This is a genomic window from Mesorhizobium sp. M8A.F.Ca.ET.202.01.1.1, assembly GCF_004791595.1.
Classification (GTDB): Bacteria; Pseudomonadota; Alphaproteobacteria; order Rhizobiales; family Rhizobiaceae; genus Mesorhizobium.
Genome location: NZ_SRUN01000019.1, coordinates 1 through 25,941, shown reverse-complemented (window position 1 = coordinate 25,941; position 25,941 = coordinate 1). Strand labels below are relative to the sequence as shown.

Below are 25,941 nucleotides of genomic sequence, written 5' to 3'. Positions count from 1 at the left end.
TTCGATGAGCGCTGCGATTTGAGCAAGCGGGTCGATACTTAGACATCGCGGAGCACCGCACGGAACCCAGCTCTATGGAGCTTGCCGGCGACTATTTACGTATTGAGCCATTCTCATAGTCTCATTCATGAGCAGTCCTGTGCGCAAGCATTGCTTTGCTAAATTCCCACCACAAGCGCGCCGCCGCTGAGACCCGCACCCGCTGCCGCCAAGAGGACTTTCTCGCCAGGCCGAAACGGCTGCGCCCGATGGGCCAGCGACAATGAGAGCGGGATCGTCGCGGCGGAAGAGTTGCCATATTCGGCGATCGTCTTGACGATCGAGTGATCAGCGATGCCGAGGTTCCTGCCGACCGCGTCGAAAATGCGCGCATTGGCCTGATGCGGCACGAAACGATCGAGGTCTTGCGGCCTCAGTCGGGCAGCAGTGAGCGCATCTCTCGAGCAGGCGGTCATCATCTCCACGGCCTTGCTGAATACTTCACGGCCGTCAGTGATCGTCATCCGTGTCTGCGCGAGGTCGAGGTCGGCATGGAACGGAGTGTTGCTTCCCCCGGCGGGAATCTGGATTAGCCCGTAGCGCGAGCCGTCGGAATCCACCGAAGCGCCGAGAATGCCTCGATCCGGGTCATCGCAAGGACTGATCACCATGGCGCCGGCGGCATCGGCAAACAGCACGGCGCTGGCGCGCTCGGCCAAATTGATGCGGTGGCTGAGGATGTTGGCGGCGATGACAAGGCTCGCTTTGCCGTGCAGGCGGGTGAACCCGTCGGCGAACATCAGCGCATAGATGAAGCCGGCGCAGGCGCCGGTCAGGTCGATCGCTCCGGCGCGGCCTAGCCCCAGCCGATGTGCGACCAGCGGCGCGCTTGGCGGCAGAAGGTGATCGGGCGTCGACGTGGCGAGCAAGAGTAGACCGACGTCGCCGCGGTCGATACCGGCATTGGTCAGCGCCATGTCGCCGGCAGAGGCGGCAAGGCCCGACAGCGTGTCTTCGTCTGTTGCCCAGAAGCGCGAGCGAATTCCGGTGCGCCGCTCGATCCAGCCGGGCTCAAGCCCGAGCCGGTCTTCGATTTCCGGGTTCTCGACCTTGCGCGCCGGCGCATGATGGCCGAAGCCGAGAACGCGCGACGATAGGTTCATGGCCGCGAGCCGAAGCGTTCGCCGGCCTCCTCTATCGCGTCATAGAGCCCGCCCAATTCGTCGCTGGTGATGCAATAGGGCGGTAGAAGATAGAGGACATTGCCGAGCGGGCGCACAAGTAGCCCCCGCTCAAGGAAAAAAGCGCGCAGTTTTGGCCCGATCTCGGCCAGATAACCGGCTGAGCCGGTGCGTAGGTCGAGTGCCGCGATGGTGCCGGTTGTCCGGCAGTCGGTGAAATATGGATTGACCCGGAAGCGTTGCAGCCCGGCGGCCTGCCTCGCGCTCAAGACCGCGATCCGCTCGGCCACCGGCTCGTCACGCCAGATCTCGACATTGGCAAGTGCTGCCGCGCAGGCGATCGGATTGGCGGTGTAGGAGCTCGAATGGAAAAACGTCTTCTTGCGATCCTCCGAAAAGTGAGCGTGGAAGATGGCATCGGTGGCGATCGTGGCGGCCAGCGGGATGGTACCACCGGTCAGACCTTTCGAGGTGCACAAGATGTCGGGCGAGACGGACGCCTGTTCGCAGGCAAACATGGTTCCGGTGCGCCCCCAGCCGGTCATCACTTCATCGGCGATCAGCAGCGTGCCGGAGGCTTCGGCGATCCTCTTCAATTCGGCAAGAACCCAGGCCGGATACATCAGCATGCCGCCGGCGCCAAGCACCAGCGGCTCGACGATCAGCGCGGCTGCGCGCCGGTCGCGGCTAACGGCCTCGAACCGATCCAGCGTTTCCTGCTCGCGCCCGGCGGCCGGGAAGGGGATGGCGTCGACCTCGAACAGCAAAGGATCATAGGCGGCGTTGAAGACGCCGCGGGCGCCGACGCTCATCGCCCCGATCGTGTCGCCATGATAGCTGTGCTCCATGACGGCGATGCGCGAACGCGGCGCGCCGATGTTGCGGAAATAGCCGAGCGCCATCTTCAGCGCGACTTCGACTGAGGTGGAGCCACTGTCGGAATAGAACACCCGGTCGAGGCCGGCGGGTGCGATGCCGATAAGCGCCTCGGCCAGCCGTTCGGCCGGCTCGTGGGTGAAGCCCGCGAAGATGATCTGGTCGAGGCTCGACGCGGTCGTCTCGATGGCCTTCATGATGCGGGGGTGGCGATGGCCATGGGTGACGACCCACCAGGAAGAAATCGCATCGAGGATGCGGAAGCCGTCGGCCTCGTGGAGATAGGCGCCTTCAGTCAGCACGATTTCAGGGACCGAGGGCTCTAGCGCGTGCTGCGTGAACGGATGCCAGACTCGAGACTCCGCCATCAGTCGCCTCCGGCAATCATGGCCAGGTCGAAGCCGGAAATCATTGCATCTCTCAACGTTTCACCCGTCAGCGGACCGAGGTGCGGCAGCCTGCCCAGCTGCGGCACGCCGCCGAATTCCACGATTGTCCTTTGTGTATCGGCCACCTCTTCGCCAATGAAGGCAATGCCGATGAGCGGGATGGAGCGGGCTCTCAGGGCCTCGATCGACAACAGCGTATGATTGATGGTGCCAAGCGCGGTGCGGGCGCACAGTATGACCGGCAGCCGCCATTGTTCGAATATGTCAATGAACCTTGTCTGTCGATTGAGCGGCACCATCAGCCCGCCGGCGCCTTCGATGACGAGCGGTGTCGGCAGGACCGGAAATGAAAGATCGTCGGCCTCGATCGCGACGCCGTCGATTTCGGCTGATCGATGCGGCGACAGCGGCATCGTCAGTCGATAGACTTCGGGCAGCACGCGTCCGTCGGGCAAGCCGGAAAGCCGGGCGACGACCTCGCTGTCGGTCTCCTCGTTGAGGCCCGATTGCACCGGCTTCCAGTAGAAGCCGTCGAGCAGCCCGGCAAGTCCGGCCGAAAACACTGTCTTGCCAATTCCAGTGTCTGTTCCGGTGACGACGATGCGTTTGGTCATGCTGTGGCCAACACTCCGACGAGAGCCTCGACCATGGCGGAAATGTCGGCTTCGTCGACGTTGAGAGTCAGCGAAATGCGCAGGCGCGACGTACCCTCAGGCACTGTCGGCGGGCGAATGCCGCGTATGTCGAAGCCGCGTGCCTGCAGTCCTGCCGCCACCGCCATGGTGCGGCTGTTATCGCCGATCACAAGCGGCTGGATCTGCGAACCGCTGGGCATCACGCCGCAGCGTTCGGCCAATTGCCGGCTCGCGAAAGCGACACGCTCGTGCAACTGAGCACGACGCATAGGCTCGTCAGACAGAATAGTCAGCGCCTCACGTGCCGCGACTGCCATCAGCGGCGATGGTGCGGTCGCATAGATGAATGGCCGGCACCGGTTGATAAGATAGTCGCACAGTGTTCGCGGTCCGGTAACGAGCGCGCCGGATGCGCCAAGCGCCTTGCCGCATGTGTGGAGCGTGACGATGTTGTCGCGGCCTTCATACGCGGCGGCCAGTCCCCGGCCGTCCGGTCCCCAGACGCCGGTGGCATGCGCTTCATCGACGACGATGAATGCCTGGTACCGATCAGCCAGCGCGACCAGGCTCTCCATCGGCGCACGGTCGCCATCCATGCTGTAAAGGCTTTCGAAGGCGATCCACACCCGCCCCATGCCGCCTTCGGCGCGCCAGCGGGTGATTGCGTCCTCGACAGCGTCGACGTCGTTGTGCGCGGCCAGCTTGAACTCAGCGCGCCCGGCCTGGGCACCCTCATGCATGCTGGCATGAGCGAGCTCGTCGAGGACCAGCAGGTCGCCTTTCTGCGGCAGGGCCGTCAGCAGAGCGAAGTTGGCGATATAGCCGCTGCCGAAGAACAGTGCACGCTCGGCTCCGAAAAATGCCGCTGCGTCCGCCTCCAGTTGCTCATGTTCCGGTGCATTGCCGCGCAACAGCCGCGATCCGGTGGCGCCCACTGGCGTGCCCCGCGCAATCGCCGTCGAAACCGCATCGCCCAGTCTTTTGGAGGCGGCAAGTCCGATATAGTCGTTCGACGAGAAGTCGAGCCCGGCGCGCGGTGCGAGCGTCCGCAACCGGTCCTTGCGCCCCAGTCCCCGCAAGGTTGCGTCATAGCGGGCAAGAATTGCCTCCTTCATTGCGTGGCGAGTTCCATAGGCTCAATGCCGAGGCGCCGGAACAGAAGGGTATCCTTGTCCTCGCCGGGATTTCCCGCCGTCAGCAGCGTGTCGCCGACAAAGATCGAATTGGCCCCGGCAAAGAAGCACAGCGCCTGCGTTTCGTCGCTCATCGCCGTCCTGCCGGCGGACAGCCTTACATAGGATTTCGGCATCATCACCCGCGCGAGCGCAACGATGCGGACGAAATCGATCGGATCGATGGCGTCGGCCGCGGCAAGCGGCGTGCCTTCGATGGGAATAAGCATGTTGATCGGCACGCTTTCCGGCGGCTCGGGCAGGTTCGCGAGCGTGACCAGCATGTCGATGCGATCGGTCTTTTCTTCTCCCATCCCGACAATGCCGCCGCAGCAGACTTTCATCCCAACCGCGCGCACGTGCCCAAGCGTTTCCAGCCGGTCGGCAAAAGTCCTGGTTGAAATAACCTCGCCATAGTAGCGCTCAGAGGTATCGATGTTGTGGTTATAGTAGTCGAGACCGGCCTGCTTCAGGCGAGCAGCTTGCTCAAGATCGAGCATGCCGAGCGTCATGCAGGTCTCCATGCCGAGGGCCTTGACGCCCTCAATCATGGCGACCACAACCTCCATGTCGCGCTCCTTGGGACTTCGCCACGCCGCGCCCATGCAATAGCGCGTTGCGCCGCCATCACGCGCCATGGCCGCTTCGTCGATGACATGCTTGACGTCCACCAGCTTCGACGCCTTCACACCGGTTTCGTAATGCGCAGACTGGCTGCAATAGCCGCAATCTTCGGGGCACCCGCCGGTCTTGATGCTAAGGAGCCGCGACAGCTGCACTCGGTTTCGATCGAAGTTCTGGCGGTGGATCGTCTGAGCTAGGAACAGCAGATCGTTGAATGGCATGCCGTAGATGGCCTCGGCCTCTTTGCGGTTCCATCGCGGAGGCGTTCCATCGACCGATTGCATGGTCTGGTTCACGTCGAACTCCGAGTTCATTCCAATCGTCATCGTCAAACCTTTGTTTGCTAGTCCGGTACGCCTTCTTGGCTTTGGGGCGCACTCGCTAAAGGCGAGCTGCGGCACGTCTTTCCAGCACCTCCTACGCCTGCCGAGCTGATGTTGCTCCTCACGCCGTAATCCTCAGTTCAAGTGCTTGCAGATGTTCTGGTGGTCCGGCATGTCCAGGCCGATGTCGAGGATCGGGGCGCTGTGCGTCAGCCAACCCATGGAGATGAGATCGACACCGGTCGCCGCAATCGCCGCCGCCGTTTTCGGCATCACCCGACCGGACGCCTCGGTGATCGTACGGCCATCCACTATAGAAACCGCGCGGGCAAGATCCTCGACCGACATATTGTCGAGCAGCACCGCGTCAACACCAATCGCGAGCGCTGCATCGAGCTGCTTCAGCGTGTCGACCTCGACCTCGACCTTCACCATATGCCCTGCTGCGGCGCGCGCCCGCTCTATTGCTGTGCGGATATCGCCGGCGATCGCGATGTGGTTGTCCTTTATGAGCACGCCGTCATCGAGGCCGAACCGGTGATTGGCACCGCCGCCGACGCGCACGGCGTATTTCTCCAATGCCCGCAGCCCGGGCGTCGTCTTTCGCGTCGATACAATCCTCGCCTTGTGACCGCGCACGGCCTCAACCATGGCCGCTGTGGCAGTGGCAATGCCGCTCAGCCGGCATAAGAAATTGAGGGCCGTGCGTTCGGCCGTGAGCAGGCCTCGTGCGGGTCCGGACAATCTTGCAATGGTTTCCCCGGCCCCAACCTCGCTGCCATCAGGGCGCCAGATCTGGATGTTGATCGCCGGTTCCACGAGAAGGAAGGCATACGAGACCAGATCGAGCCCGGCAACGACGCCCGCCTGCCTCGCTTTGAGCACCAACGTGGCAGTGCAATCATACGGGATAACCGCATCGGTGGTCAGGTCGCCGGATCTGCCCAGGTCTTCGAGGAGCGCAACGCGCACAATCGGTTCGATCAGGGTCGCGGGGAGGGGGGAGAATGAAGTCATATCAAGTGCTCCGTATGGTAGCCCGGCAATCGAGTGCGGCCGCGGCCCGCATTGCGCTGTGCAGTGTCAGCCGTGATGGGCGCACGTTGGCATCGTGGAGCGGGAAATCGGACCGACAGTGCGCGCCTCGACTCTCTTCCCGCCTCAGGGCCGCCGCGGCGATCATCAGTGAGACCAAAGCCGGACCAGAGGCAGCGACACTATTGGCTGCGATCGGCAGCAGGGTCGCCACCGCTTCGCGCATTGCCTCGCCGTCGCGGATGATACCCAGGGCGGCGGAGACAATCGGGCGGACCACGGAAGCGTCTGGTCGTGGAGGGACGAATGTGGAGCATCTGCGCGGTCGCCGGGTATACGACGTGCCGGCAACGCTTTCGGCAACCCAGCTCGCGGTGACCGCCGCTTCGGTGAGCGAGTTGCTGGCCAGGCGGTTGGCGCCGTGCAGGCCGGTACAGGCCACCTCACCGCAGGCCCACAATCCCTCGATGGAGCTGCGGCCGGCGCTGTCTACGGCGACGCCGCCCATGTGATAATGTGCCGCCGGGCGCACCGGGATCAGGTCGGTCGCGGGGTCGATTCCTGCGCTCCGGCACAATTCGGCGATGCCTGGAAAACGCTTGCCAAATCTCGGGCCGAGACTTTGCCGTGCGTCCAGGAATACGCGGCGTCCAACGGCAAGCTGGTGCCAAATGGCGCGCGCTACGACGTCGCGAGGCGCAAGTTCACCGCCAGGTGTGTCGGCGAGGAAGCGCTCTCCTCGCTCATCGATGAGCACCGCGCCTTCGCCACGCACGGCTTCGCTCACCAGCGGCATCGGCCGGCGCGGACCGTCGAGCGCAGTTGGATGGAACTGTATGAATTCCAAGTCGGCGAGTTCCGCCCCCGCCCATGCGGCGAGCGCCAGCCCGTGACCCCATGAGCCAGCGGGGTTTGTCGTGTCGCAAAACAGCCCGCCGACGCCGCCGGTCGCCAGCACCGCGCGACGCGTGGGCAGAGCGAGCGCGCCGGCTCGTCCTGCTGCGACCACGGCGATGACCGACCCGTCCTGCACGACCAGCCGGCGGACCTCCACATTTTCGATAATGGTGATCGAGGCTGTACGCCGAACCGCGGCGACGAGCGCGCGCACCAACTCGCGACCGGTGGCGTCGCCGGCTGCATGCACAATTCGCCGTCGCGAGTGTGCCGCCTCGAGCCCAAGTCGCAACGCGCGGTCAGGGTGCTGGTCGAAGTCGACGCCGAACCTTTGGATCGTCCTAATCGCTTCGGGTGCAGCTCGTACCACTCGCCGCACCGTGGCCTCATCGCAGAGTCCGTCGCCGGCAGCTATCGTGTCGCAAAGGTGAAAATCTGGGCCGTCGTCGCCCCCGAGACTTGCCGCAAGACCGCCCTGGGCAAGTTCACTGCAGGCTCCGGTTCCAAGCGGCGCGTTGGTCAAAAGCACGACCGGTTCCGGCGCCAGATGAAGCGCCGTCATCAGGCCGGCAATGCCGCCGCCGATGACGACCGGCGCCCCGGCGATGTCGCGAACCTCCAGACTCATAGGGAAAGCATGCGCTCGACCGCGCGGCGGGCGGGGCCGGCAATTTCGGGATCAATCCGGACCTCATGCCGGTTCTGCTCGAGTGCGGCGCGAATGTTGGCCAGGTTGATGCGCTTCATGTGCGGGCACAGATTGCATGGGCGAACGAACTCGACGTCGGGATGCGCGACCGCGACGTTGTCGCTCATCGAACATTCGGTCAGAAGGACGACACGCGTCGGTTTCTCACGCTCGACATAATCCGACATCGCCGCGGTCGAGCCGGAGAACTCCGCCTCCGCGACAACGTCTGGTGGGCATTCTGGATGGGCCAGCACGATGACGCCTGGATGGGCATCGCGCAGTTCCCGGATGTCTGCTGCGGTGAAGCGCTCATGCACCTCGCAATGGCCTTTCCAGGCGATGATCTCGACGTCTGTATCGGCTGCCACGTTCCTCGCCAGATATTCGTCCGGGAGCATCAGCACACGCGCCACGCCAAGCGATTCCACCACCGCCTTGGCGTTGCCGGACGTGCAGCAGATGTCGGACTCCGCTTTTACGGCGGCGGAAGTGTTGACGTAAGTAACAACGGGGACCCCCGGATACCGCAGCCGCATTAGCCGCACGTCGTTTGCCGTGATCGATTCGGCCAGCGAGCAGCCGGCGCGGAGATCCGGGATGAGCACGGTCTTGTTCGGATTGAGCAGTTTTGCCGTCTCGGCCATGAAATGAACGCCGGCAACCACGATGATGTCGGCGTCGACCGTCACCGCCTTGTGGGCCAACGCCAGGCTGTCGCCGACGATGTCTGCCACGCAATGAAAAATTTCGGGCGTCTGGTAATTGTGCGCCAGCACCACCGCATTGCGCTCACGCTTCAGCGCTAAGATGGCTTCAATATCGCCGGCGAACGCGAGCCATTCAACGGGTGGGATCACCCGCCGGACACGCTCATACAGGGACGCAGCCATAGGTAACGCCCCAGTCATTGGCGCCTCGATTATATTCGGTTTGACAATAAGGGAATATATCTACCTTGACTATAAGTATGTCAAGCCCGCGCCAGCGGTAATTTTGTCCCGGCGATAGCCCTGTCGTCGAGGACGGCATGCCGGAAGCGATAAAGCTTCGCCGGTCGGCCGCCCGTGTCGAGGGAGGTCTCCCCGGTCTCCTCAACAAGTTCCTGCTGCTCGACCAATCTCCGGAAGTTCGGCTTGTTGATCAGCCTGCCAGCCAAAGCTTCCACGGTTCGCTGCAGTTGCAGCAGCGTGAAGGAAGGCCGCATAAGCTCGAACACGACCGGCCGGTATTTGATCTTCGAACGCAGCCGCGCGATCCCGGTTGCCAGAATACGACGGTGGTCAGCGACCATTGGTTTGCCAGCCGCGGCCGCAATCGCGTCCCTGCCGCCACCGGCCTCCTCAATCAGACCAGCTTCATAGAGCAACTCGTAGCGTTGGAGCGTGAGTTCCTCGTTCCAATGGCGGTCGTCGAAGCCGAAGGCTATCGCAGCGCGCTGCCGGCGCTCGCGTTGAGTGGTCGGCTCGCTGGCGCCGCCGGCCCACTCAATCAGGCGGGGCCGCAATCTATCGAGCAGCACAGGCGGCGTGCCGAAGCGGTGGTCCTCCCAGGGAAAATATTCGTACCAACTTTGCCAGCCGCACGCGGCCGAGTTCGTTGCCTGTTCCTTCCTGGTCAATGCGAGATAGCTGATTGAGATGACGCGCTGGTGGCGCTCAGTGCCGATGCGATCGCGATCGGCGAAGGTGTAGAGTTGCTCGATGTATCCAAGTGCATGGCCGGTCTGCTGCTCCACCCACCCCCTCAAACCCGACTGCAGTGATCGATGCTCAAGGGCAAAAGGTCCAGAAGGGAGGGTGTCCGCATGACCGACTGTGAGGACACAGGGCTCACTGTCGTTTACGGCGACCACGACGGCAGTCAGGTCCACTTTGGCTTCGTCAGCTTTGACGGCGGCTTTGCCTTTCTTGGTTCTTCTTGTCTGAGGATCCATGTTTGCGAAAGCGGGTTGGCCCAACGGAGCGCCTTAATCGATTGAATGTAACCTTGGAAGCCAGCACGTCAACACCAGAGTACTCAAGCGCTGTTTTTAGCTCTTCGCAGTCGCACAAAAATATGCCAAACGCGACACCCGCTGTTGGTAACGTAAGGGAAGGGGCCTCGGTTGAGCGCGGCTGGTGAGATAAAAGGGATGACTCCTCCAGATATTCGATCGCGAAAAGGCCAGACGCCACTTGTATGCTTGACGGCCTACACCACGCCGGTCGCGAGGCTGCTCGATCGCCACTGCGACATCGTTCTTGTCGGCGACAGCGTCGGCATGGTGCTGCACGGCCTGTCGTCGACGCTGGGGGTCACGCTCGACATGATGATCATGCACGGACAGGCCGTTCGCCGCGGCCTTGAACACGCGCTGATGGTCGTCGACCTGCCCTTCGGTTCCTACGAGGAAAGCCCAGAGCACGCTTTCGGCAACGCTGCGCGCGTGATGGGTGAGACCGGTTGTTCAGCGGTAAAGATCGAGGGCGGCGAGACCATCTCGGAAACCATCCGCTTCCTTACCGCGCGCGGCGTACCTGTCATGGCCCATGTGGGCCTGACGCCGCAGGCGGTAAACACGTTTGGAGGCTATCGTGTGCAGGGCCGGGGAGCCGATGCAGAGCGGATCAGGCGCGACGCCAGGGCGGTAACCGAAGCGGGCGCCTTCTCCTTGGTGCTGGAAAAGATACCGGAGCAGCTTGCACGGCAGATAACCGCCGATATCGACATACCCACAATCGGCATCGGTGCCTCGCCAGCTTGCGACGGCCAGATTCTGGTGAGCCACGATATGCTCGGGCTCTTCACCTCATTTCGGCCGAAGTTCGTCAAACGCTATGCCGAGCTCGGTGAGCAGGCTGAGGCGGCAATCGCCGCTTACGCCACCGATGTGCGGAACCGGCACTTTCCGGCGGTCGAACATCTCTATGTCAACGCCTTGAAGGCCGGTGACTTCACATGAGCGTGCCGATCGCTCGAACCGTGAGCGAGCTGCGCGGCGTCGTTGCGCAATGGCGTCGCTCGGGTGCCACGATCGGTATTGTGCCGACCATGGGAGCCTTGCACGACGGGCATCTGAGCCTCGTGCGGAAGGCGCTCGAAAGGGCCGAGCGGGTGATCGTGACGCTGTTCGTAAACCCCAAGCAGTTCAACAGCCCCGCCGACCTGATTGCCTACCCTCGGACGGAAAGCGACGATGCTGCCAAGCTCGCTCTGCTGGGCACGCATCTGCTCTATGTGCCGGACACAGAGGAAATGTACCAGGTGGGCTTCGCCACGGCCGTTTCAGTGTCCGGCATCAGCGAATGCCTTTGCGGCGCATTCCGGCCCGGCCATTTCAATGGCGTGGCGACGGTCGTGGCCAAGCTCTTCCTGCAGGCCGGCGCTGACTTCGCCTTTTTTGGCGAAAAGGATTTTCAGCAACTTCAGCTTGTCAGGCGCTTGGTCCGGGATCTCGACATTCCGATCACTATTGTGCCCTGTCCGACAGTCCGCGAAGCCGATGGTCTTGCGCTATCGTCGCGTAACGTGCGGCTCTCCCCAGCCCAACGCGCCATTGCCCCAAAACTAGCATCGGTCCTGCTCGATACGGCCGAGCGGCTTGCACGCGGCTCCCCCATCCTGCCTACGCTTGATGAAGCGCGTGCAGCAATTCTGGCTGCCGGCTATCGCGAGCTCGAATACCTGGAGCTGCGCGGAGAAACAGACCTGCAATCGTTAGCAAGCCTTGACCGACCGGCACGCTTGCTTGCTGCGGCTTGGCTTGGCGACACGCGGCTCATCGATAACGTCGCAATATCACCCATCGGTAGTTGGTCAGGTGGGCGGAGCTCTCTCCAATCGGAAGCAGCACAGCAATTGCGGTGATGACGGCGGCGCGTCGTATGCCCTGCAGGGACAGGCCATCATTTAGAACCACGTCTCCGTCGGCTTCCAGCAACCTCCGCGAGGTACGCTAAGCGCAGATGCATCGCGTATTTGAAACCTTGGTCGAGCAACTCTCTGCAAGCGTCGATGCCGTCGATCTCCATGAGGCAATGGCGTCCGCCGCAGCCGGGTTCGACTTTCCGCTCTTCGCTTATTTCACCTACCCATCCGCTTCCGGCGACAGGCCGCGATTGATCTCGAATTATCCATCATCATGGACATCACATTACCTGCAACAGCGCTACCACAGCGTGGATCCCGTGATCCTGCGGGGACTGCGGGGCTGGGATACCTTCGACTGGGGTGTGGACCGCGATCACCGTTATTTGCCGACCTCTCAGCAGGAAGTCCTGGAAAAAGCAGCTGAGTTCGGCATTCGCGGCGGACTGACCATGTCGATGCATGATCATCGCGGCCGGTTCGCCGCACTGACCTTCGCCTCCAACGAGGCGCATCCGCCATTTCTGAGGTCGCTGACGCGCTACGAAAAAGCAATGCAACTGGTTGCGATCAACGTTCATATCCATGCCCGGCGCAGGCTCGCCGAAGATTGCGTGGTAGATGGCATAACGCTCACCCGGCGGGAGTTCGAGTGCCTGAAATGGGCGGCGTGCGGCAAGTCGGCCTGGGATATCAGCCAGATTCTCGGTGTCTCGAAACGCACCGTGACCTTCCATCAGGAAAACGCCAAGGCGAAGCTTGGCGTGCGAACCATCAACCAGGCCGTAGTGCGGATGGCTGCTCGGGCGAGATCCTGATCCTCTCCAAGTCTAGCTGTAAAGGTCTACAGGCTGCATTCATGACGGCTTTGCCCTTCGATTGCGTGGACACATCCCGCACGGAGACGACAATGATGCAGCTGATAACACCCGACTGCTACGCCGAGTTTGCGAGCGAACTCAAGGAAATGCACGGACTTAGGTATCGGGTTTTCAAGAAGCGGCTCGATTGGGAAGTGCAGACCGAAGGCGAAATGGAAACGGACCCGTTTGACAGCCTGAACCCCGTCTACCTGCTTCTCAAGGGGTCCGATTGGCGAACTTGCGGCTGCGTCCGCCTTTTGCCGACCACCGGACCGACAATGTTGCGCGATACGTTTCCGACGCTGCTGGATGAGATGGTGGTCCCTGCGAGTGCCGATATCTGGGAGAGTAGTCGTTTCGCGCTCGATCTCCCTGCGACAGCGCCGAAGGCAGCTGGCGGCCTGGCCCAAGCAACCTACGAGCTCTTCGCGGGGATCATCGAATTCGGCTTGGCCAACAATCTCTCCGGGATCGTAACGGTGACAGATACGCGCATCGAAAGGATCCTTCGTCTCGCCACCTGGCCGTTGTCACGTATCGGACAGCCCAAGCAGGTCGGCAACACCGAGGCAGTCGCCGGCTTCCTCGATATTTCCTACGCCAGTCTCTTGCGCATCCGCTGGAGGGGACGCCTCAACGGGCCGGTGTTGTGGCAACCAGTTCTCATCCAATCGGCATAGCGCCTGCGGATGCTCAGCCGTGACTTGAGTTAAGTCTGCTCACGGCCGCCACCGCCGCCGTGAGGGTGAGCGGACCCGCCCCCACGAGCTTTCGACTGTTCCGGTCGATTGGCTCGCGCGGCCGGACTTTGGATTTCCGTAGGCGCAACCCGCAGTCCAGCGTGAGCACGCCAAAATGGCGCCCCTCCGCTTCGTCCAAAGAAGCCAACGTGGCTTCTGAGGTCGTCTTAGAATATTGGACCGGCCGCCGTGAGCGATCGCAACCTCAAACCTTTGCCGGTATGCCGGTTTGGCCGGACCGTCGGCCAGTCGGAGCAGTCCCCTGATAAGGACCCGAGCTGACGCGCGGTCCAACAGCGCCCGAGCCTATGCTTTGTGCATTACCGTTCGGTTGGCCATGTCGTCCAAGACCGCATGAAGAAGGCTTCCAACCTCCTGCGCAGCGAGCTCTGGCGCAATTCCTACATCGGACAATTGAATGAGCATTTTCTTGGCAGCACAGCGCCAGAACGCACTCGCCGCCTCGCCGTTCTTGGTCTCGAGGGCCTGGGCGATACTTTCGACCAATATACGTCGCCGATGCAGCGGAAATACGCAAATGTTTGATTCATGCATCAATCACCTCACAGATTCAGTTCCACAAAGAAAAACACCGGCGTCTTCAAAAGAGCCCCGCTAGCGCGGTGACGGTTCGCGGCGACATGACGAGTTCCACTTCCCCATCGACAAGCTATTGGGAGATGAGCCGCCGGACCGCATATCCGGGACCGCACATAAGGTGAACCACCATTGCTCATCCGGCTGCATTTTCCTGGGCCGTTCGACGAGGCGTTCCAGCCGAATTGACGTCCAATGACTTGATCTCTGAAAGGGCAGGGCGGTACGAATCACCCGATTGTTCCGCTGCTTACATTCCTGCGAGCTTGTGTATGAACGATTAAAGCGTGCCCGAGCCGTTCTTGGTGGCCGCCGCAGAAGGGAATCATGTCATCCGCTGCCTATCGTAGGCGGCGCGACTTCTAGCATGACTGCACTGCCCCGACAGGGCTTTGCAATCGCGCGTTTCGAAGCCTATGCTTTGGCATCGGCCGGCATTTACTTCGGTGCAGCCGACAGTAAGACGTACGCGCTCTTGCCCCGTTGGAAGAGAGCCTTGCCCGATCCCTCTTTCGCGACCAGGTGCTGAAGCCCTCACCCCGCAGGACTTCGCGCTTTTGCGACCATCGCTGCATCACGTCGAACCGGGCATCAAGGACCAGTTGGAGGTCGCGCATCAGCCGATCAAGAACGTATATTTTCCCGAGAGGGGCATCGCGTCGGTGGTCGCCACCATGACCGGCGGGCGGCAAGGTGAAGTCGGCATTGTCGGCTATGACGGGATGAAAGGAATTGCCGTCATTCTCGGAAAGGAAAGCACTACCTGGCGCCTGCCGGTTGAAAACCTTCGCCCTGCGATTAGCCCGTCGCTTCGCACCTCAGTGCTGGATTATGCCCACGCGTTCCTCGTCCAATCATGCCGGACGGCACTGGTCAATGGCCACTCCAAGATCGAAGAACGGCTGGCCCGCTGGCAGCTGATGGTCCACGACCGTGCGGAAGGAGATAAGATCCTCCCGACGCATGAATTTCTGGCGACCATGCTCGCGCCCACCGCCCGGGGTCACCACGGCCCTGCAAATGCTTGAGTATCGAGGACTGGTGCACGCCAAGCGCGGCGAGATCACGATCATCGACCGTGCCGGATTGATAAAGCTCACACATGGCGCTTATGACAAGGAGGAGCAGCGTTATTTCGGCCTGGCCGCTGCCTGAAGCATGTCGGTTGAAACGGGTTCAGCCGACGTCTCCTTGCCCCTCACCAGGTCGCCCAAAAGCATCAGCGGTTTTGAACGAATCGCAGCTATTGTCCGCAATCGGACATAGGCTTGAAGGCGGTCGAATTCGTGCCATAAGTCGGGTTGGTCAGGGTTCAGGGAGGAATTCGTCATGACCAATTCGTTTCACACCGTCACCGTCGAAAAAGCCGCAGAAGCCTATGTCCTTTCCAGGGGAAGGGTCCGCTTTCTCTCCATGGCGCAGGCGATCCGCGCCATCCGAACACTAATGCCGGCATGCAAGGCCACCGACCGCGAGTTGGAGGAACTGTTGGCGGCCGCTTCCTTCGTTCATGGCGTGCCCGTCGCCTTCGACACAAAAACAGCCGATGGTGTAGAACCACGGCTGCATTCCTAAGAGGGCATGCCGCGCCATGCAGACTGTCAGAGGGCATTCGTCAGATGGTAGTCCGCTAACTTAACTGCAGAGTCTAAAGGACGTGTTCCAGCATTGCGAACTCACCGATCGCTTTGTTGCCAAAGCTGCCAGCAAGCGATCGCCTCATCCAGCCGTTTGCACCATCTCATCACAGACATCATCGCGATGCTACCTGTCCAGCATATGTCCAGCATTTCGCAAGGCGGCCAGAAGGAGCCTCGCATAGCCTGTGACATCGATCTGGGCCTGCATCGAAAGGGGCATGCTGGTCCAGTTCTCCAACGGTGCAATGAAAGGTGAGAAGGTGCCATTGACTAGGCAACAACAGCTAACAAGGCCCTCTCGGTCCAATGCCACCACACCGATCTTGTCGCCTGGATATCCAATGGCTGCGACTCGCTGGACCTCCAGGTCACCGTCCACCCGCACGTCAAAAAGAAGGCTACCACGGCTCCTCGTGGCTATCTCAGCCGCCTTCTCATCAAAGCTTGAAGAGAGCAAGCGGACGCTTTCCACCGCCATCTGGAAAATCACCAAATCCAGTTCATTCACGGCCATATGGGCATTTCCGCGCAACGGGTGGTGATTGCAATGACACATACTGCTTGTTCACAGATGTCGGTCACGAACGATCATTCGTCGGGTTCCGGTTCCGACCAACGGTGTCGCCACCTGATCGTGCTGCGGTTCGAACCTTCCGAACGCGAGCCGAGCGCGCTATGAGGTTGGAGTCTAGGTCTCGGACCCTGCCTCGCGGCCTTCTCATCTTTGGCAGACCCGTTGCAACGCCGCCGCGATGGCGCAAACGCCAGATGACGCTGATCCATCGCTTGATCGTGAACTGAGCTTCTGAACACCATTGGGACAGCAGGGTGGAAGGGCTTGACCAACGCTGCCCCCGTTTTCCAAGAGGACCCGTCCTCGATTGAATCTTTCGAGCCCCGTGCGGCGCGCAGCCAAATGATGACGATCTGGACTCAGCTCGCAGACCGCAAGGCAAAGAGGGAACCTTCCAGGCAGCCAAGCTGCTCGACGCAAAGAGCGGCCTTTGGAGTTCCCAAGAATCGACCCTTCCATAGTTGCGACAGGCAACCACTGCACGAGTGTGGGAGAGCGAATCGCAAGCATTGCGTGAGGTCCTGCGCGTTTTCCCCTCTTTGCTATTTGGCACATCGTTTGCGCCGAAGTGGGCGCAGCGTTCGACCGGAGCACTGCATGGGAGAGGGAGGAGCCCCACCCCGATCCGGTCAAGGAGAGAGACGGTGTTGGTTCCAAGAGTTCCCCGCGCGATCGCAGCGCCCCGCAAGCGCCATTTTGCCCGGACCTACGTGCAGGTACTTGCCGCCATAATCCTGGGTGCCGCAATCGGCTATTTCCATTTGGAGACCGGCCACAGCCTGAAGCCGCTCGGCGATGCCTTCGTCGATGTCGTCAAGATAATCACCGTACCTGTCATCTTCCTGACAATGGCGACCGGCATTGCCGGCATGAGCGATCTGCAGAAGGTCGGCCGAGTTGCCGCCAAGGCGATGGTCTATTTTCTCACCTTTTCGACGCTCGCTTTTGTTGTCGGGCTGATTGTCGCGAATATCGTTCAGCCTGGCGCCGGCCTCAACATCGATCCGGCCTCGCTCGATGTCCAAGCCGTTAAGGGCTATGTGGCCACGGCTCACGAGCAGTCCGTGACCAGCTTCCTGATGAACATCATCCCGTCAACGATTGCCAATGCCTTCGCGGAAGGCGACATCCTGCAAGTCTTGTTCCTCTCGGTCCTGTTCGGCGCGGTCTGCCGCTACAACGGCCGCTCGCTCTTCTCTCTCGTCCGATACATCAAGGACGAGCTGCTGCTCGCAATGTCCTCCTCAGAGGCCGCGCTGGCCTCGCTCATGGAGAAGATGGAAAGGGCCGGCGCCACGCATTCGGTCGTGGGTCTCATTCCATTCAATCTGGACGGCACGAATATGATGCTCGCCGCCCTTTTCATCGCCCAAGCGACGAAAACTGATCTCCCGATCGGCTGCCGGATCCTCATGCTGTTTGTCGCATTGTTCCCTTCGAACGGAACAACCCGCATTACCGGTGCAGGCCTCGTCACAATGGCTGCAACGCTCTTTCTTGTTCCGGCCGCACCGGTCACCTCCGTGGGGCTTATTCTTGGCGTCGATCAGCTTATGTCCGAATGCCACGCGCTGACGGTTTTTCTCCGCAGCGTAGCGGCAACGCTGGCTGTCACCCGGTCCGGGGCGAGCGGGATAAACGACGATTCGGGGAGCGCCTCACTAGCGGACCGTTCAGCGCTCCGGCGGTGGACGGTCAAGTCGCCCGGCGTGGTGAACACAATTCCCCGTGCGAACGACGCTCAGCTATTGGGGTGGACCCGATGGCGCAAAGCCGTATTTGAGAAACCGCCAGATCGCACCGGCACCTGTGCGCCTGTAGCAACTGCGGGGCACGATCAAAACTGACCCATTTTACACCAAAAAGGCGGCCGTTGCTGCCACGCCGTCCATGGATTGGAGACTCATGTCTAAGCCGACTGCCATCACTGTCGCAGCTCTTCTTTTACTCCTCGCCTTGCTGGCGAGCCAATATAGCGCGAACCTGCACCGGCAGGCGTGGTCGACCGACAGGCAAAAGTGGAGCGGCGCATTCGACAACGATCTCCTTCGCCAATCGCCGGCAACCCGCAAGGCGATGCCGTTCTGGTCATATTCAATGACTACCACAACTGTCCGCATTGCAGACTGGCTGATATCAACTACCAAAAAGCCTTCAAGCATGAACCCAATCTGAAGCTTGTGATCAAACAGTTCCCGGTCCTGGGACCGGATTCCCAATTCCCAGCCTTCGCCGCACTCGCCTCGAGAAAACAGGGAAAGTTCGACGAATTCCACCGCGCCCTTATGATTTCCCCCAGTTGAAGGGTCACTCTCAAGATCGCAGCGCGTGTAGGCCTTGACGTTGAGCAGCTCAAGCGGGAATGCAAGATCCGGCCATCGCAGATGAAATGCGCGGTCCGCGCACTCGCGAAAGGTCTGCACTTAGACGGTACGCCCGCGTTGGTGGTCGGCGATATAGTGGTCGCCGACCTTGTGGACATGGCCAGCTTGCAACGCTTGCATCGCCGATGCGCGCTCAAAGCGTGCTGGCTCTCGTGCGGGGCAGCATCTGTAGACCGGCCACGCTGTTGTTGCCGGAGCGTGCCGTTTGTGGCAGCTGGCTTTGCTGTCGCTCCTCGTAATCTTGTTGCGGTCATCCAGCTGCCGTGGGCGCCAACAACAATCCTGAGCGCCCGCGCCTGAAGTCGCTGGCCGGGTGCTCGTGAACCGAGCCCGCTTTTCTTCGGCAAGCTCAGGCGGTCTTGGCCCTGCGGCATCGCCCCCTGGCGCGGGGCAGCCTTCGGCTGCTGACGGTCGCCGGCCTGTCGGCCGGCGTCTTTCTATTGTGGCCTTCCCCCTGGCGCAGGGTGGGCAGCACTCCCTTCTAGGCCCGCCGCGGCGTCCCGCAACCCTTCGCTTGTCGCTTTCGGGTCCTCCACTCCGTTCCGGTCCTGCTGATGCAGTCCGCCTCCGACGGCGGGCCTTTCCGGTCGCTTTTGCCGCCCACCCCGCTTCCGGGGAGGGCGCGCGATTGTAGAGCGGAGGACATCACGATGCGTGCAAACAACAAACGTTGCGGCAGCCGACAGGCTGGCGCAGACAGTGGCGGGCGCACCGGCGCCAGCCTTTATCAGGAAATCACCGACCGCATCATTGCCGAACTGGAGCGCGGCACCGTGCCATGGGTCAAGCCGTGGGGCAGGGCAAGGACAGGCCTCGGCCTGCCGCGGAATGCGGCCACCCAGCGCCGATATTCCGGCATCAATATCCTGATCCTGTGGGGCGCGGTCATCGAGCGCGGTTTCCCCAGCCAGAACTGGCTCACCTTCCGGCAGGCGCTTTCGCTTGGCGGCAATGTCAGGAAGGGCGAGCACGGCACCACCATCGTTCACGCTGACCGCTTTGTTCCCAAGAACGAAAAGCAACGCGCCGACACCGATGGCGACGAACCGCAGGCGGTGCCCTTCCTGAAGCGCTTCACCGTCTTCAATGTCGCGCAGTGCGATAATCTGCCCGAACATCTTTACGCCGCCGGCGAGCCTCTGCCTGAGCGCGAGATGGTCCCGCAGGCCGAGGCGCTCATTCATGCAACCGGCGCTGATTTTCGCATCGGCGGCGAGCGCGCCTTCTACATGCCCGGCAGCGACACCATACAGGTGCCGCCGCAGCCGGCTTTCTTCCACCAGATCGACTATTACCGGACCTGCTTTCACGAGCTTGGCCACTGGACCGGCCACCCGAGGCGACTCGCGCGCGACCTGTCCGGCTCCTTCGGGTCCAACACCTATGCGCGCGAGGAACTGGTCGCCGAAATCGCATCAGCCTTCATCTGCAGCAGTCTCGGCATCGAGCCGAGCGTGCGCCATGCCGACTACATCGGCTCATGGCTGACGGTTTTGCGCGAGGACAACCGCGCCATCTTCCGCGCCGCAAGCCATGCCTCGAAAGCCGCCGATTTCCTGCTTGGCCGCAATGTCGATGTCGAAGGCGAGGCACATGCCGAAACCGCCTATGGGAGCGCGCAATCCTCACACGCGACCGCCTTGCGCCTCTGATGACGCAAAGCCGCGCGCAACCAACTCGACAGTTCTTTTGAGGTTGCCCTAACGCCGATGGCCGGCGTTGGCGTCGATCGTTCATCGGACCGAGGTTCGCAAAAAAAGAGGGCGGCATTGATGCCGCCCTCTCGTTGCGAAAGCTGCCAGAGCTGGATTAGAAATCCATGCCGCCCATGCCGCCCATGCCGCCGCCGCCCATGCCGCCAGGCATGCCGCCGCCAGCCGACTCCTTCTTCGGAGCCTCCGCGATCATGGCTTCGGTGGTGACCAGCAGGCCGGCGACCGAGGCCGCGTCCTGAAGAGCCGTACGGACAACCTTGACCGGATCGACGATACCCATGGCGATCATGTCGCCATACTCGCCGGTCTGGGCGTTGTAGCCGAAGGTCGCGCCCTTGTTCTCAAGGATCTTGCCGGCAACGATCGATGCTTCCGCACCGGCGTTGGCCGCGATCTGGCGGGCCGGAGCCTGCAGCGCACGACGCACGATGTTGATGCCGGCGGCCTGGTCGGCATTGACGCCGGTGGCCTTGATGTTGGCCGAAGCGCGCAGCAGCGCGACGCCACCACCAGCAACGATGCCTTCTTCGACGGCCGCGCGGGTCGCGTTGAGGGCGTCATCGACGCGGTCCTTCTTTTCCTTGACTTCGACTTCCGTCGCACCGCCGACGCGGATCACCGCAACGCCGCCGGCGAGCTTCGCCAGACGTTCCTGCAGCTTCTCCTTGTCGTAGTCCGAAGTGGTCTCTTCGATCTGCTGCTTGATCTGGGCAACGCGGCCCTGGATCTCGGCCTTCTTGCCGGCGCCGTCGACGATGGTGGTGTTCTCCTTGGAGATCGACACCTTCTTGGCGCGGCCGAGCATGTTGAGGCCGACGTTCTCGAGCTTGATGCCGAGGTCTTCCGAGATGACCTGGCCACCGGTGAGGATGGCGATGTCTTCCAGCATGGCCTTGCGGCGATCACCGAAGCCCGGCGCCTTGACGGCGGCGATCTTCAGGCCGCCACGCAGCTTGTTGACGACCAGCGTGGCCAGAGCCTCGCCTTCGACGTCTTCCGAGATGATGAGCAGCGGCTTCGAGGTCTGCACGACGGCTTCGAGAACCGGCAGCATGGCCTGGAGGTTGGACAGCTTCTTCTCGTGCAGGAGGATGTAGACGTCCTCGAGCTCGGCAACCATCTTGTCGGCGTTGGTGACGAAGTAGGGCGAGAGGTAGCCGCGGTCGAACTGCATGCCTTCGACGACTTCGAGTTCGGTCTCGGCGGTCTTGGCTTCCTCAACCGTGATGACGCCTTCGTTGCCGACCTTCTGCATCGCTTCGGCGATCATCTTGCCGACCGAAGCATCGCCGTTGCCGGCGATGGTGCCGACCTGGGCAACCTCTTCGGAGGTCTTGATCTTCTTGGCGTTCTTGATCAGGGTCGCAACGACGTCGGTTACCGCGAGGTCGATGCCGCGCTTCAGGTCCATCGGGTTCATGCCGGCGGCAACGGCCTTGTGGCCTTCCTGGACGATCGACTGCGCCAGAACGGTCGCGGTCGTGGTGCCGTCGCCAGCGATGTCGTTGGTCTTCGAAGCAACTTCGCGGACCATCTGCGCGCCCATGTTTTCGAACTTGTCCTCAAGCTCGATTTCCTTGGCGACGGTGACGCCGTCCTTGGTGATGCGCGGGGCGCCGAACGACTTGTCGATGACCACGTTGCGGCCCTTGGGGCCGAGCGTGACCTTCACCGCGTCAGCGAGGATGTTGACACCGCGCAGCATGCGCTCGCGGGCATCGCGGGAGAATTTTACGTCTTTGGCAGCCATTTTTAGCTCCTGGCAGGGGCTTCAATCGAGCCCGGGAATTCAGTTGACGAAAGGGCCTGATATGAGCCGATGATGCCCATGATGTCGGATTCCTTCATGATCAGAAGGTCTTCGCCATTGAGCTTGACTTCCGTGCCCGACCACTTGCTGAACAGGATGCGGTCGCCGGCCTTGACGTCCAGCGGGACCAGCTTGCCAGCTTCGTCACGAGCGCCGAAGCCGACAGCGATGATCTCGCCTTCCTGCGGCTTTTCCTTTGCCGTGTCGGGGATGATGATCCCGCCAGCGGTCTTGGATTCGGATTCGACCCGGCGAACGACCACGCGGTCATGCAGCGGGCGGAACTTCGACTTTGCCATTTTCGGATTTTTCCCTGGTGCGCTGTTGAGGGGTTTTTGTTAGCACTCGCGATGGACGAGTGCTAACGCGATAGTGAGGTAGGCTGTAAGCGGGCACTCGTCAAGACGGACGAGGGCAGGCGAGGAGCTCTGGCCCCCTCCCCGGTGGAACCCAACGCATACGCGGCATCCGCGTTGATGGCTGCGAGCCCCACATTTCCATTGAATTCGGCGTCATGACGCCAACTTGCTCGCGCCGCTTCCAAGTCGTCAGTCGTGCTGCCGTCAGCACGAACATAGGGCTGCGCTTCACTTCCCGTCGAAGCCGCGGCAAGCAGCGTCGCCGTCAGCACGCTCCTTTGCAGATGCTTGCCAAAGGTGGACAGTGAGCGCACCTGCGCCGGGCTGTTGGTGCGAACGTAAGACGTCATTGACAACTCCTTTTTGCAAGTCGAGCCCCTTCTCCACCTTCGGCCGCCGTCGACGCGAAGAAGTCCGCATCGCGTTGAAGACGAGCTGCGAAAAAGAGAAAGATGTGTTTGATGGCTGCGGCCCCAACGGTGCCTTCAGATTTGAGATCACTTCCGCCGCGAGCGGCTGAAGCTCCTCGCAACGTCAAATCGAATCTGCTGCCAAGCCTCCAGGAAAGGAGAGCATTGCTCATCTCGCGCTTGTGCATGCAGTCAACCTTCGATCCGTGTTGCCACATCAAGAGCAAATGCCGTGCCAAAGCTCACTGGGAAGTGAACGCATGGCTCTCCCTGAAAACCTCACAAATCCAGCATGGTCAATTGTGCGGAACCCGACATGCGTCTTCTGCCACTGTCAGCTTTCGGACAGGCATGACGCGTTTCGCGCCGACCACCGGTCGATCGGTTTTGGGGCCGGTCTGTTCGCCTCATAAGAGCGCGTTACATTGCGTAGCGGTTTCCCGAGCGCCGCCACATGACACTGGACCTGCAGGTAGCACCGGCTTCTCATCCAGCCTTACTTTGGCCCCCTCGCGTATCAAATTCCCGCTGGCGAGCCCTGCTTTCATAGATCGCACCATGCCGGATGTCTGCTCTGGCGCCCGACCCGCTGGCACGATCTCGATCCGGCATAAGGGCGCAGCATCTTTGCAGGCCGTTTCATCCCGGCGTCCTGCTTGGCTGACAGACCGCACTTGGCGAGCGGTCTCCATGCTCTCTCCAAGGACCATCCCTGCGGCTGGCTTGTCGACCTATGGGCGGGTCCGGCCGCCCGAAACCCTCGCGCCATCAGCTTTTTTCCCCGCCGCCTGCGGCGGCTTCCTCGCGCCGCTTCGCTCACAAAAAAGCTGCCCGCTCGGGTCCTTCACTGTCGCTGCGGCCCTGTCGGATTCAGGCGGTCCTGACGCGCCCATTACGGTGCGCCATCGCAGGGGATGGTCCCCGGCGAAACCACAAAAGGAGACTTCGAAATGACCGCGATCGGTTACGTCAACAAGCAGGAAAACGGCGCCTACAAGGGCCAGTTCAAGACGCTCAGCGTCCGCGCCGACATCGATATCGTCCCCAACCAGGCCAAGAGCGCCGATAACCATCCCGACTTCCGGGTGCTTACGCAAGGGGTCGAAGTCGGCGCTGGCTGGATCCGCACCGGCGAGACTTCCGGCAAGGATTATGTGAGCCTGTCGATTGCAGCGCCGGAGTTCGGACCGCGCAAGCTCTACGCCAATCTCGGCCGAGCCGCCGGCCAGGACGATCACGACACCTACGCCATCATCTGGAACCCGGCCGACTGACCGGCCGAGATAAGAGCCTCGCGCCGCAGCCCCGGCGCGGGGCTCATTCCCAGGAGTTCCACCCAAACCCCGTCCGCCCTAAAGGGCGGCGAAAACTCTCCCCCGACTCTTCGCCCGTCCCCGAGACGATCTCCCTCGCCCATCCTCGCCCTCGCTTGTCCGAAGCGAAACGAGGATCATCATGGACGACGAAAACGAACGCGCGGCCCGCGCGAAAAAGGGCAGCCCGTTTCTCAGCACAGCCCAAGCCGCCTTCTATATCGGGCTCTCCCAGCGCACGCTCGAAAAGATGCGGCTCAAGGGCGGCGGCCCGAAATTCCGCAAGCACGGCCGCTATGTCCGCTATCACATCGACGAACTCGACCATTGGTCGAAAGGACACCCGCAGCACTCCATCGCCGGCGATGGCAAGGCCGGTTCCGGCCAGGGCGGCACGGGAGGCCGTTCATGAGGCGGCGCCCTTCCATCCATCTGATCGGCAGCCGCCTGAGGCGTGTTCGAGCCCGTAAGACGGTCGCCTTGGCCGCGGCCGGTCTCGGTCTTTTGGGCTTCACGGCGCTGGGAAAGCCCGCCCCTTGGCTGGTCTGGAACGCCTCGGCCAGCGCGCCGATCGGCCTTTACCGCATCGCTGCGGGAGCGCTGGCGCGTGGCGATCTCGTGCTCGTGCGCCCGCCTGAATACGCGGCGTATCTCGCCGCCGAGCGCAGCTATCTGCCTCGCAATGTGCCGCTGGCAAAACGTCTTGCAGCGCTGCCGGACGATAATGTCTGCGCCTTCAATGACGCCATCATCATCGGCGGCGACATCGTCGCGCGCCGGCTCAAAATCGACGCCGAAGGCCGACCTTTGCCATGGTGGAACGGCTGCCGAGCGCTCGGGGATAACGAGGTTTTCCTGCTCGGCAGCGACAAAAACCGCTCCTTCGACAGCCGCTATTTCGGGCCTGTTCCCACTCAAAATGTCATCGGGAGGCTCGTACCACTATGGACCGAGTGACCCTCCTCTTGTTGGGCATGATCGCCATTGCGCCATGCGCCTGTTCCGCCTCGACCGGCGCTGAGCCGGTCGCCATCTCCCAAAGTCCGCAGCTGCGAAAGTGGCAGACGTTGGTATCGGAAGCAAGCCGGCGCTTCCATATTCCCCAAGCCTGGATCTATGCCGTCATGGCTGCCGAAAGCGGCGGCAAGACAATGCGCGGCGGCCGCCCCATCACCTCCCCCGCTGGCGCCATGGGCCTCATGCAGGTGATGCCCGGCACCTATGAAGAGATGCGGGTCGAACACGGCCTTGGGCCTAACCCCCACGATCCGCGCGACAATATCCTGGCCGGCACGGCCTATCTCAGTGCCATGTATGACCGCTTCGGATTTCCTGGCCTGTTTGGCGCCTACAATGCCGGTCCCGAGCGCTACGACGAGCATTTGAAGCGTGGCAAACCGCTGCCAGAAGAGACCGTCGAGTACCTCGACCAACTCAAGGCGGCCGGAGTTTCGGCGGCCGACATCGAGGCGTTCGAAAGCCAATCTGTCGCTCCAAAGGCGCAAATCGCTCCTCTCGGACGGTCGCTGTTCTTCATTCATGACGGTGTTCACTCAGGCGTGCGAAACGGCGATCTCTTCGTGCCGCTCGGCAAGGACGGCGCGCAGCCGAAGGAGCCGGTGCGTTAGCCATGGCGGACGGGGGCGCGTCTGGCGGGGCTGGGCGCGGAAGGCAAGATAAAGGTACCGCCTCCAGGAGGCGGTTAAATCTTTGTCTGCACATCGTTTTTCCGGGAGGCTGCCGCCGGTGCCAAGAGGGTTTGACGTGTAAGTGTCTGATTTTGCTTGATATGTCTGGGAGGCTCGCATTAAGGATGACGAGTTCAGGCCGAAGCTCGGCAAAATCGGGTCGCGCGGCTCGAAGGCCGGCAAACGCTATGCCGGCCAGG

The 25,941-nt window shown here is 61.8% G+C and carries 27 protein-coding genes and 1 pseudogene; 13 read left to right on the top strand and 15 right to left on the bottom strand.

What is annotated here, in order from left to right; translation table 11 throughout:
• Window positions 1–158: 158 nt before the first annotated feature.
• The 9 genes from EN845_RS30545 to EN845_RS30505 all read right to left on the bottom strand — a co-directional run bounded on the left by EN845_RS30545 (window position 159) and on the right by EN845_RS30505 (window position 9,735).
• Entirely contained in the window at window positions 159–1,142 is a 984-nt protein-coding gene (locus EN845_RS30545) for a beta-ketoacyl-ACP synthase III (RefSeq protein WP_126063924.1), read from the bottom strand.
• Window positions 1,139–2,404 carry an adenosylmethionine--8-amino-7-oxononanoate transaminase gene (locus EN845_RS30540; protein ID WP_127309478.1) on the bottom strand — a complete coding sequence of 422 codons (1,266 nt, stop codon included), beginning with the start codon at window positions 2,402–2,404 and terminating at the stop codon, window positions 1,139–1,141. Before EN845_RS30540 ends, EN845_RS30545 begins: the two co-directional genes overlap by 4 nt.
• Window positions 2,404–3,039 (bottom strand): dethiobiotin synthase, encoded by a 636-nt coding sequence (gene bioD, locus EN845_RS30535; RefSeq protein WP_063169254.1) that lies wholly within the window; start codon window positions 3,037–3,039, stop codon window positions 2,404–2,406. The genes EN845_RS30540 and bioD overlap by 1 nt, the downstream gene beginning before the upstream one ends.
• On the bottom strand, window positions 3,036–4,175 hold the full coding sequence (locus tag EN845_RS30530; protein ID WP_024505572.1) for an 8-amino-7-oxononanoate synthase: 1,140 nt from the start codon (window positions 4,173–4,175) through the stop codon (window positions 3,036–3,038). The genes bioD and EN845_RS30530 overlap by 4 nt, the downstream gene beginning before the upstream one ends.
• Complete coding sequence (gene bioB / locus EN845_RS30525; RefSeq protein ID WP_245454882.1) at window positions 4,172–5,140, bottom strand: biotin synthase BioB; 969 nt, start codon at window positions 5,138–5,140, stop codon at window positions 4,172–4,174. Before bioB ends, EN845_RS30530 begins: the two co-directional genes overlap by 4 nt.
• A gap of 174 nt (window positions 5,141–5,314) precedes the next feature.
• Window positions 5,315–6,196 carry a carboxylating nicotinate-nucleotide diphosphorylase gene (nadC, locus tag EN845_RS30520; protein ID WP_024505570.1) on the bottom strand — a complete coding sequence of 294 codons (882 nt, stop codon included), beginning with the start codon at window positions 6,194–6,196 and terminating at the stop codon, window positions 5,315–5,317.
• A gap of 1 nt (window position 6,197) precedes the next feature.
• On the bottom strand, window positions 6,198–7,739 hold the full coding sequence (locus tag EN845_RS30515) for an L-aspartate oxidase (RefSeq protein WP_024505569.1): 1,542 nt from the start codon (window positions 7,737–7,739) through the stop codon (window positions 6,198–6,200).
• The gene (nadA, locus tag EN845_RS30510) at window positions 7,736–8,710 is read right to left on the bottom strand and encodes a quinolinate synthase NadA (protein ID WP_126063925.1); all 975 of its coding nucleotides are present in this window, start codon (window positions 8,708–8,710) and stop codon (window positions 7,736–7,738) included. The genes EN845_RS30515 and nadA overlap by 4 nt, the downstream gene beginning before the upstream one ends.
• Window positions 8,711–8,772: 62 nt before the next feature.
• Window positions 8,773–9,735 (bottom strand): hypothetical protein, encoded by a 963-nt coding sequence (locus EN845_RS30505; RefSeq protein ID WP_126063926.1) that lies wholly within the window; start codon window positions 9,733–9,735, stop codon window positions 8,773–8,775.
• Between the two features lie 171 nt (window positions 9,736–9,906).
• On the opposite strand from EN845_RS30505, the gene panB reads away from it, so the two are divergent.
• From panB to EN845_RS30485, 4 genes are all read left to right on the top strand, one after another.
• Complete coding sequence (gene panB, locus EN845_RS30500; RefSeq protein WP_126063927.1) at window positions 9,907–10,743, top strand: 3-methyl-2-oxobutanoate hydroxymethyltransferase; 837 nt, start codon at window positions 9,907–9,909, stop codon at window positions 10,741–10,743.
• Window positions 10,740–11,648 (top strand): pantoate--beta-alanine ligase, encoded by a 909-nt coding sequence (gene panC, locus EN845_RS30495; RefSeq protein WP_024505565.1) that lies wholly within the window; start codon window positions 10,740–10,742, stop codon window positions 11,646–11,648. Before panB ends, panC begins: the two co-directional genes overlap by 4 nt.
• Before the next feature lie 98 nt (window positions 11,649–11,746).
• Window positions 11,747–12,466, top strand: a complete 720-nt coding sequence (locus EN845_RS30490) for a LuxR family transcriptional regulator (protein ID WP_126057768.1) — start codon at window positions 11,747–11,749, stop codon at window positions 12,464–12,466.
• Between the two features lie 92 nt (window positions 12,467–12,558).
• Window positions 12,559–13,191 carry an acyl-homoserine-lactone synthase gene (locus EN845_RS30485; RefSeq protein WP_126057769.1) on the top strand — a complete coding sequence of 211 codons (633 nt, stop codon included), beginning with the start codon at window positions 12,559–12,561 and terminating at the stop codon, window positions 13,189–13,191.
• A 366-nt stretch (window positions 13,192–13,557) separates the two neighbouring features.
• On the opposite strand, the gene EN845_RS36250 is transcribed toward EN845_RS30485, so the two are convergent.
• On the bottom strand, window positions 13,558–13,806 hold the full coding sequence (locus EN845_RS36250; RefSeq protein WP_063169245.1) for a DUF6074 family protein: 249 nt from the start codon (window positions 13,804–13,806) through the stop codon (window positions 13,558–13,560).
• A 599-nt stretch (window positions 13,807–14,405) separates the two neighbouring features.
• Here EN845_RS36250 and EN845_RS30475 point away from each other — a divergent pair.
• The 3 genes from EN845_RS30475 (at window position 14,406) to EN845_RS30470 (ending at window position 15,423) form a co-directional block, all read left to right on the top strand.
• The gene (locus EN845_RS30475) at window positions 14,406–14,876 is read left to right on the top strand and encodes a hypothetical protein (RefSeq protein ID WP_245454734.1); all 471 of its coding nucleotides are present in this window, start codon (window positions 14,406–14,408) and stop codon (window positions 14,874–14,876) included.
• Window positions 14,869–15,003, top strand: a complete 135-nt coding sequence (locus tag EN845_RS36680) for a hypothetical protein (protein WP_256754986.1) — start codon at window positions 14,869–14,871, stop codon at window positions 15,001–15,003. Before EN845_RS30475 ends, EN845_RS36680 begins: the two co-directional genes overlap by 8 nt.
• A gap of 174 nt (window positions 15,004–15,177) precedes the next feature.
• Window positions 15,178–15,423 carry a hypothetical protein gene (locus EN845_RS30470; RefSeq protein ID WP_063169243.1) on the top strand — a complete coding sequence of 82 codons (246 nt, stop codon included), beginning with the start codon at window positions 15,178–15,180 and terminating at the stop codon, window positions 15,421–15,423.
• Between the two features lie 189 nt (window positions 15,424–15,612).
• Here the strand turns inward: EN845_RS30470 and EN845_RS30465 are convergent, their stop codons facing one another.
• Window positions 15,613–16,002: a hypothetical protein gene (locus tag EN845_RS30465; RefSeq protein WP_024505560.1), complete on the bottom strand. Its 390-nt coding sequence runs from the start codon at window positions 16,000–16,002 to the stop codon at window positions 15,613–15,615.
• A gap of 707 nt (window positions 16,003–16,709) precedes the next feature.
• On the opposite strand from EN845_RS30465, the gene EN845_RS30460 reads away from it, so the two are divergent.
• Window positions 16,710–17,909, top strand: a complete 1,200-nt coding sequence (locus EN845_RS30460; protein ID WP_306462679.1) for a cation:dicarboxylase symporter family transporter — start codon at window positions 16,710–16,712, stop codon at window positions 17,907–17,909.
• A 6-nt stretch (window positions 17,910–17,915) separates the two neighbouring features.
• Here EN845_RS30460 and EN845_RS36245 read toward each other — a convergent pair whose 3' ends face one another.
• A complete protein-coding gene (locus tag EN845_RS36245; protein WP_245454735.1) occupies window positions 17,916–18,485 on the bottom strand; it encodes a hypothetical protein in 570 nt (189 codons plus the stop codon).
• 611 nt (window positions 18,486–19,096) lie between these two features.
• Here EN845_RS36245 and EN845_RS30450 point away from each other — a divergent pair.
• Window positions 19,097–20,098, top strand: a complete 1,002-nt coding sequence (locus tag EN845_RS30450; protein ID WP_127309909.1) for a zincin-like metallopeptidase domain-containing protein — start codon at window positions 19,097–19,099, stop codon at window positions 20,096–20,098.
• A gap of 157 nt (window positions 20,099–20,255) precedes the next feature.
• Here the strand turns inward: EN845_RS30450 and groL are convergent, their stop codons facing one another.
• The 3 genes and pseudogenes from groL to EN845_RS30435 form a co-directional block, all read right to left on the bottom strand.
• The gene (gene groL / locus EN845_RS30445) at window positions 20,256–21,911 is read right to left on the bottom strand and encodes a chaperonin GroEL (protein ID WP_126057772.1); all 1,656 of its coding nucleotides are present in this window, start codon (window positions 21,909–21,911) and stop codon (window positions 20,256–20,258) included.
• Window positions 21,912–21,976: 65 nt separating this feature from the next.
• Window positions 21,977–22,270 (bottom strand): annotated as a pseudogene (gene groES / locus EN845_RS30440) (co-chaperone GroES); the annotation flags it as partial.
• A gap of 62 nt (window positions 22,271–22,332) precedes the next feature.
• A complete protein-coding gene (locus EN845_RS30435) occupies window positions 22,333–22,680 on the bottom strand; it encodes a hypothetical protein (RefSeq protein ID WP_063169239.1) in 348 nt (115 codons plus the stop codon).
• A 1,010-nt stretch (window positions 22,681–23,690) separates the two neighbouring features.
• Between EN845_RS30435 and EN845_RS30430 the strand changes: the two genes are divergently transcribed.
• From EN845_RS30430 to EN845_RS30415, 4 genes are all read left to right on the top strand, one after another.
• Window positions 23,691–24,014, top strand: a complete 324-nt coding sequence (locus EN845_RS30430) for a DUF736 domain-containing protein (RefSeq protein ID WP_024505644.1) — start codon at window positions 23,691–23,693, stop codon at window positions 24,012–24,014.
• Between the two features lie 181 nt (window positions 24,015–24,195).
• Window positions 24,196–24,465 (top strand): helix-turn-helix domain-containing protein, encoded by a 270-nt coding sequence (locus EN845_RS30425; RefSeq protein WP_024505645.1) that lies wholly within the window; start codon window positions 24,196–24,198, stop codon window positions 24,463–24,465.
• Window positions 24,462–25,010 (top strand): S26 family signal peptidase, encoded by a 549-nt coding sequence (locus tag EN845_RS30420; protein ID WP_024505646.1) that lies wholly within the window; start codon window positions 24,462–24,464, stop codon window positions 25,008–25,010. The genes EN845_RS30425 and EN845_RS30420 overlap by 4 nt, the downstream gene beginning before the upstream one ends.
• Entirely contained in the window at window positions 24,998–25,681 is a 684-nt protein-coding gene (locus EN845_RS30415; protein WP_024505647.1) for a lytic transglycosylase domain-containing protein, read from the top strand. The genes EN845_RS30420 and EN845_RS30415 overlap by 13 nt, the downstream gene beginning before the upstream one ends.
• Window positions 25,682–25,941 lie beyond the last annotated feature (260 nt).

Excerpts from the sequence above, each read along its gene's own strand:
- EN845_RS30490 (WP_126057768.1), top strand. The coding sequence starts at position 11,747 with ATGCATCGCGTATTTGAAACCTTGGTCGAGCAACTCTCTGCAAGCGTC.
- bioD (WP_063169254.1), bottom strand. The coding sequence starts at position 3,039 with ATGACCAAACGCATCGTCGTCACCGGAACAGACACTGGAATTGGCAAG.
- EN845_RS30485 (WP_126057769.1), top strand. The coding sequence starts at position 12,559 with ATGATGCAGCTGATAACACCCGACTGCTACGCCGAGTTTGCGAGCGAA.
- EN845_RS30415 (WP_024505647.1), top strand. The coding sequence starts at position 24,998 with ATGGACCGAGTGACCCTCCTCTTGTTGGGCATGATCGCCATTGCGCCA.
- EN845_RS30545 (WP_126063924.1), bottom strand. The coding sequence starts at position 1,142 with ATGAACCTATCGTCGCGCGTTCTCGGCTTCGGCCATCATGCGCCGGCG.
- EN845_RS30465 (WP_024505560.1), bottom strand. The coding sequence starts at position 16,002 with ATGGCCGTGAATGAACTGGATTTGGTGATTTTCCAGATGGCGGTGGAA.
- EN845_RS30530 (WP_024505572.1), bottom strand. The coding sequence starts at position 4,175 with ATGAAGGAGGCAATTCTTGCCCGCTATGACGCAACCTTGCGGGGACTG.
- EN845_RS30470 (WP_063169243.1), top strand. The coding sequence starts at position 15,178 with ATGACCAATTCGTTTCACACCGTCACCGTCGAAAAAGCCGCAGAAGCC.
- EN845_RS30435 (WP_063169239.1), bottom strand. The coding sequence starts at position 22,680 with ATGACGTCTTACGTTCGCACCAACAGCCCGGCGCAGGTGCGCTCACTG.
- nadA (WP_126063925.1), bottom strand. The coding sequence starts at position 8,710 with ATGACTGGGGCGTTACCTATGGCTGCGTCCCTGTATGAGCGTGTCCGG.
- EN845_RS30425 (WP_024505645.1), top strand. The coding sequence starts at position 24,196 with ATGGACGACGAAAACGAACGCGCGGCCCGCGCGAAAAAGGGCAGCCCG.
- EN845_RS36680 (WP_256754986.1), top strand. The coding sequence starts at position 14,869 with ATGCTTGAGTATCGAGGACTGGTGCACGCCAAGCGCGGCGAGATCACG.
- groL (WP_126057772.1), bottom strand. The coding sequence starts at position 21,911 with ATGGCTGCCAAAGACGTAAAATTCTCCCGCGATGCCCGCGAGCGCATG.
- EN845_RS30430 (WP_024505644.1), top strand. The coding sequence starts at position 23,691 with ATGACCGCGATCGGTTACGTCAACAAGCAGGAAAACGGCGCCTACAAG.
- bioB (WP_245454882.1), bottom strand. The coding sequence starts at position 5,140 with ATGCAATCGGTCGATGGAACGCCTCCGCGATGGAACCGCAAAGAGGCC.
- EN845_RS30505 (WP_126063926.1), bottom strand. The coding sequence starts at position 9,735 with ATGGATCCTCAGACAAGAAGAACCAAGAAAGGCAAAGCCGCCGTCAAA.
- EN845_RS30515 (WP_024505569.1), bottom strand. The coding sequence starts at position 7,739 with ATGAGTCTGGAGGTTCGCGACATCGCCGGGGCGCCGGTCGTCATCGGC.
- EN845_RS30540 (WP_127309478.1), bottom strand. The coding sequence starts at position 2,404 with ATGGCGGAGTCTCGAGTCTGGCATCCGTTCACGCAGCACGCGCTAGAG.
- EN845_RS30450 (WP_127309909.1), top strand. The coding sequence starts at position 19,097 with ATGCGTGCAAACAACAAACGTTGCGGCAGCCGACAGGCTGGCGCAGAC.
- panC (WP_024505565.1), top strand. The coding sequence starts at position 10,740 with ATGAGCGTGCCGATCGCTCGAACCGTGAGCGAGCTGCGCGGCGTCGTT.
- EN845_RS36250 (WP_063169245.1), bottom strand. The coding sequence starts at position 13,806 with ATGCATGAATCAAACATTTGCGTATTTCCGCTGCATCGGCGACGTATA.
- EN845_RS30420 (WP_024505646.1), top strand. The coding sequence starts at position 24,462 with ATGAGGCGGCGCCCTTCCATCCATCTGATCGGCAGCCGCCTGAGGCGT.
- nadC (WP_024505570.1), bottom strand. The coding sequence starts at position 6,196 with ATGACTTCATTCTCCCCCCTCCCCGCGACCCTGATCGAACCGATTGTG.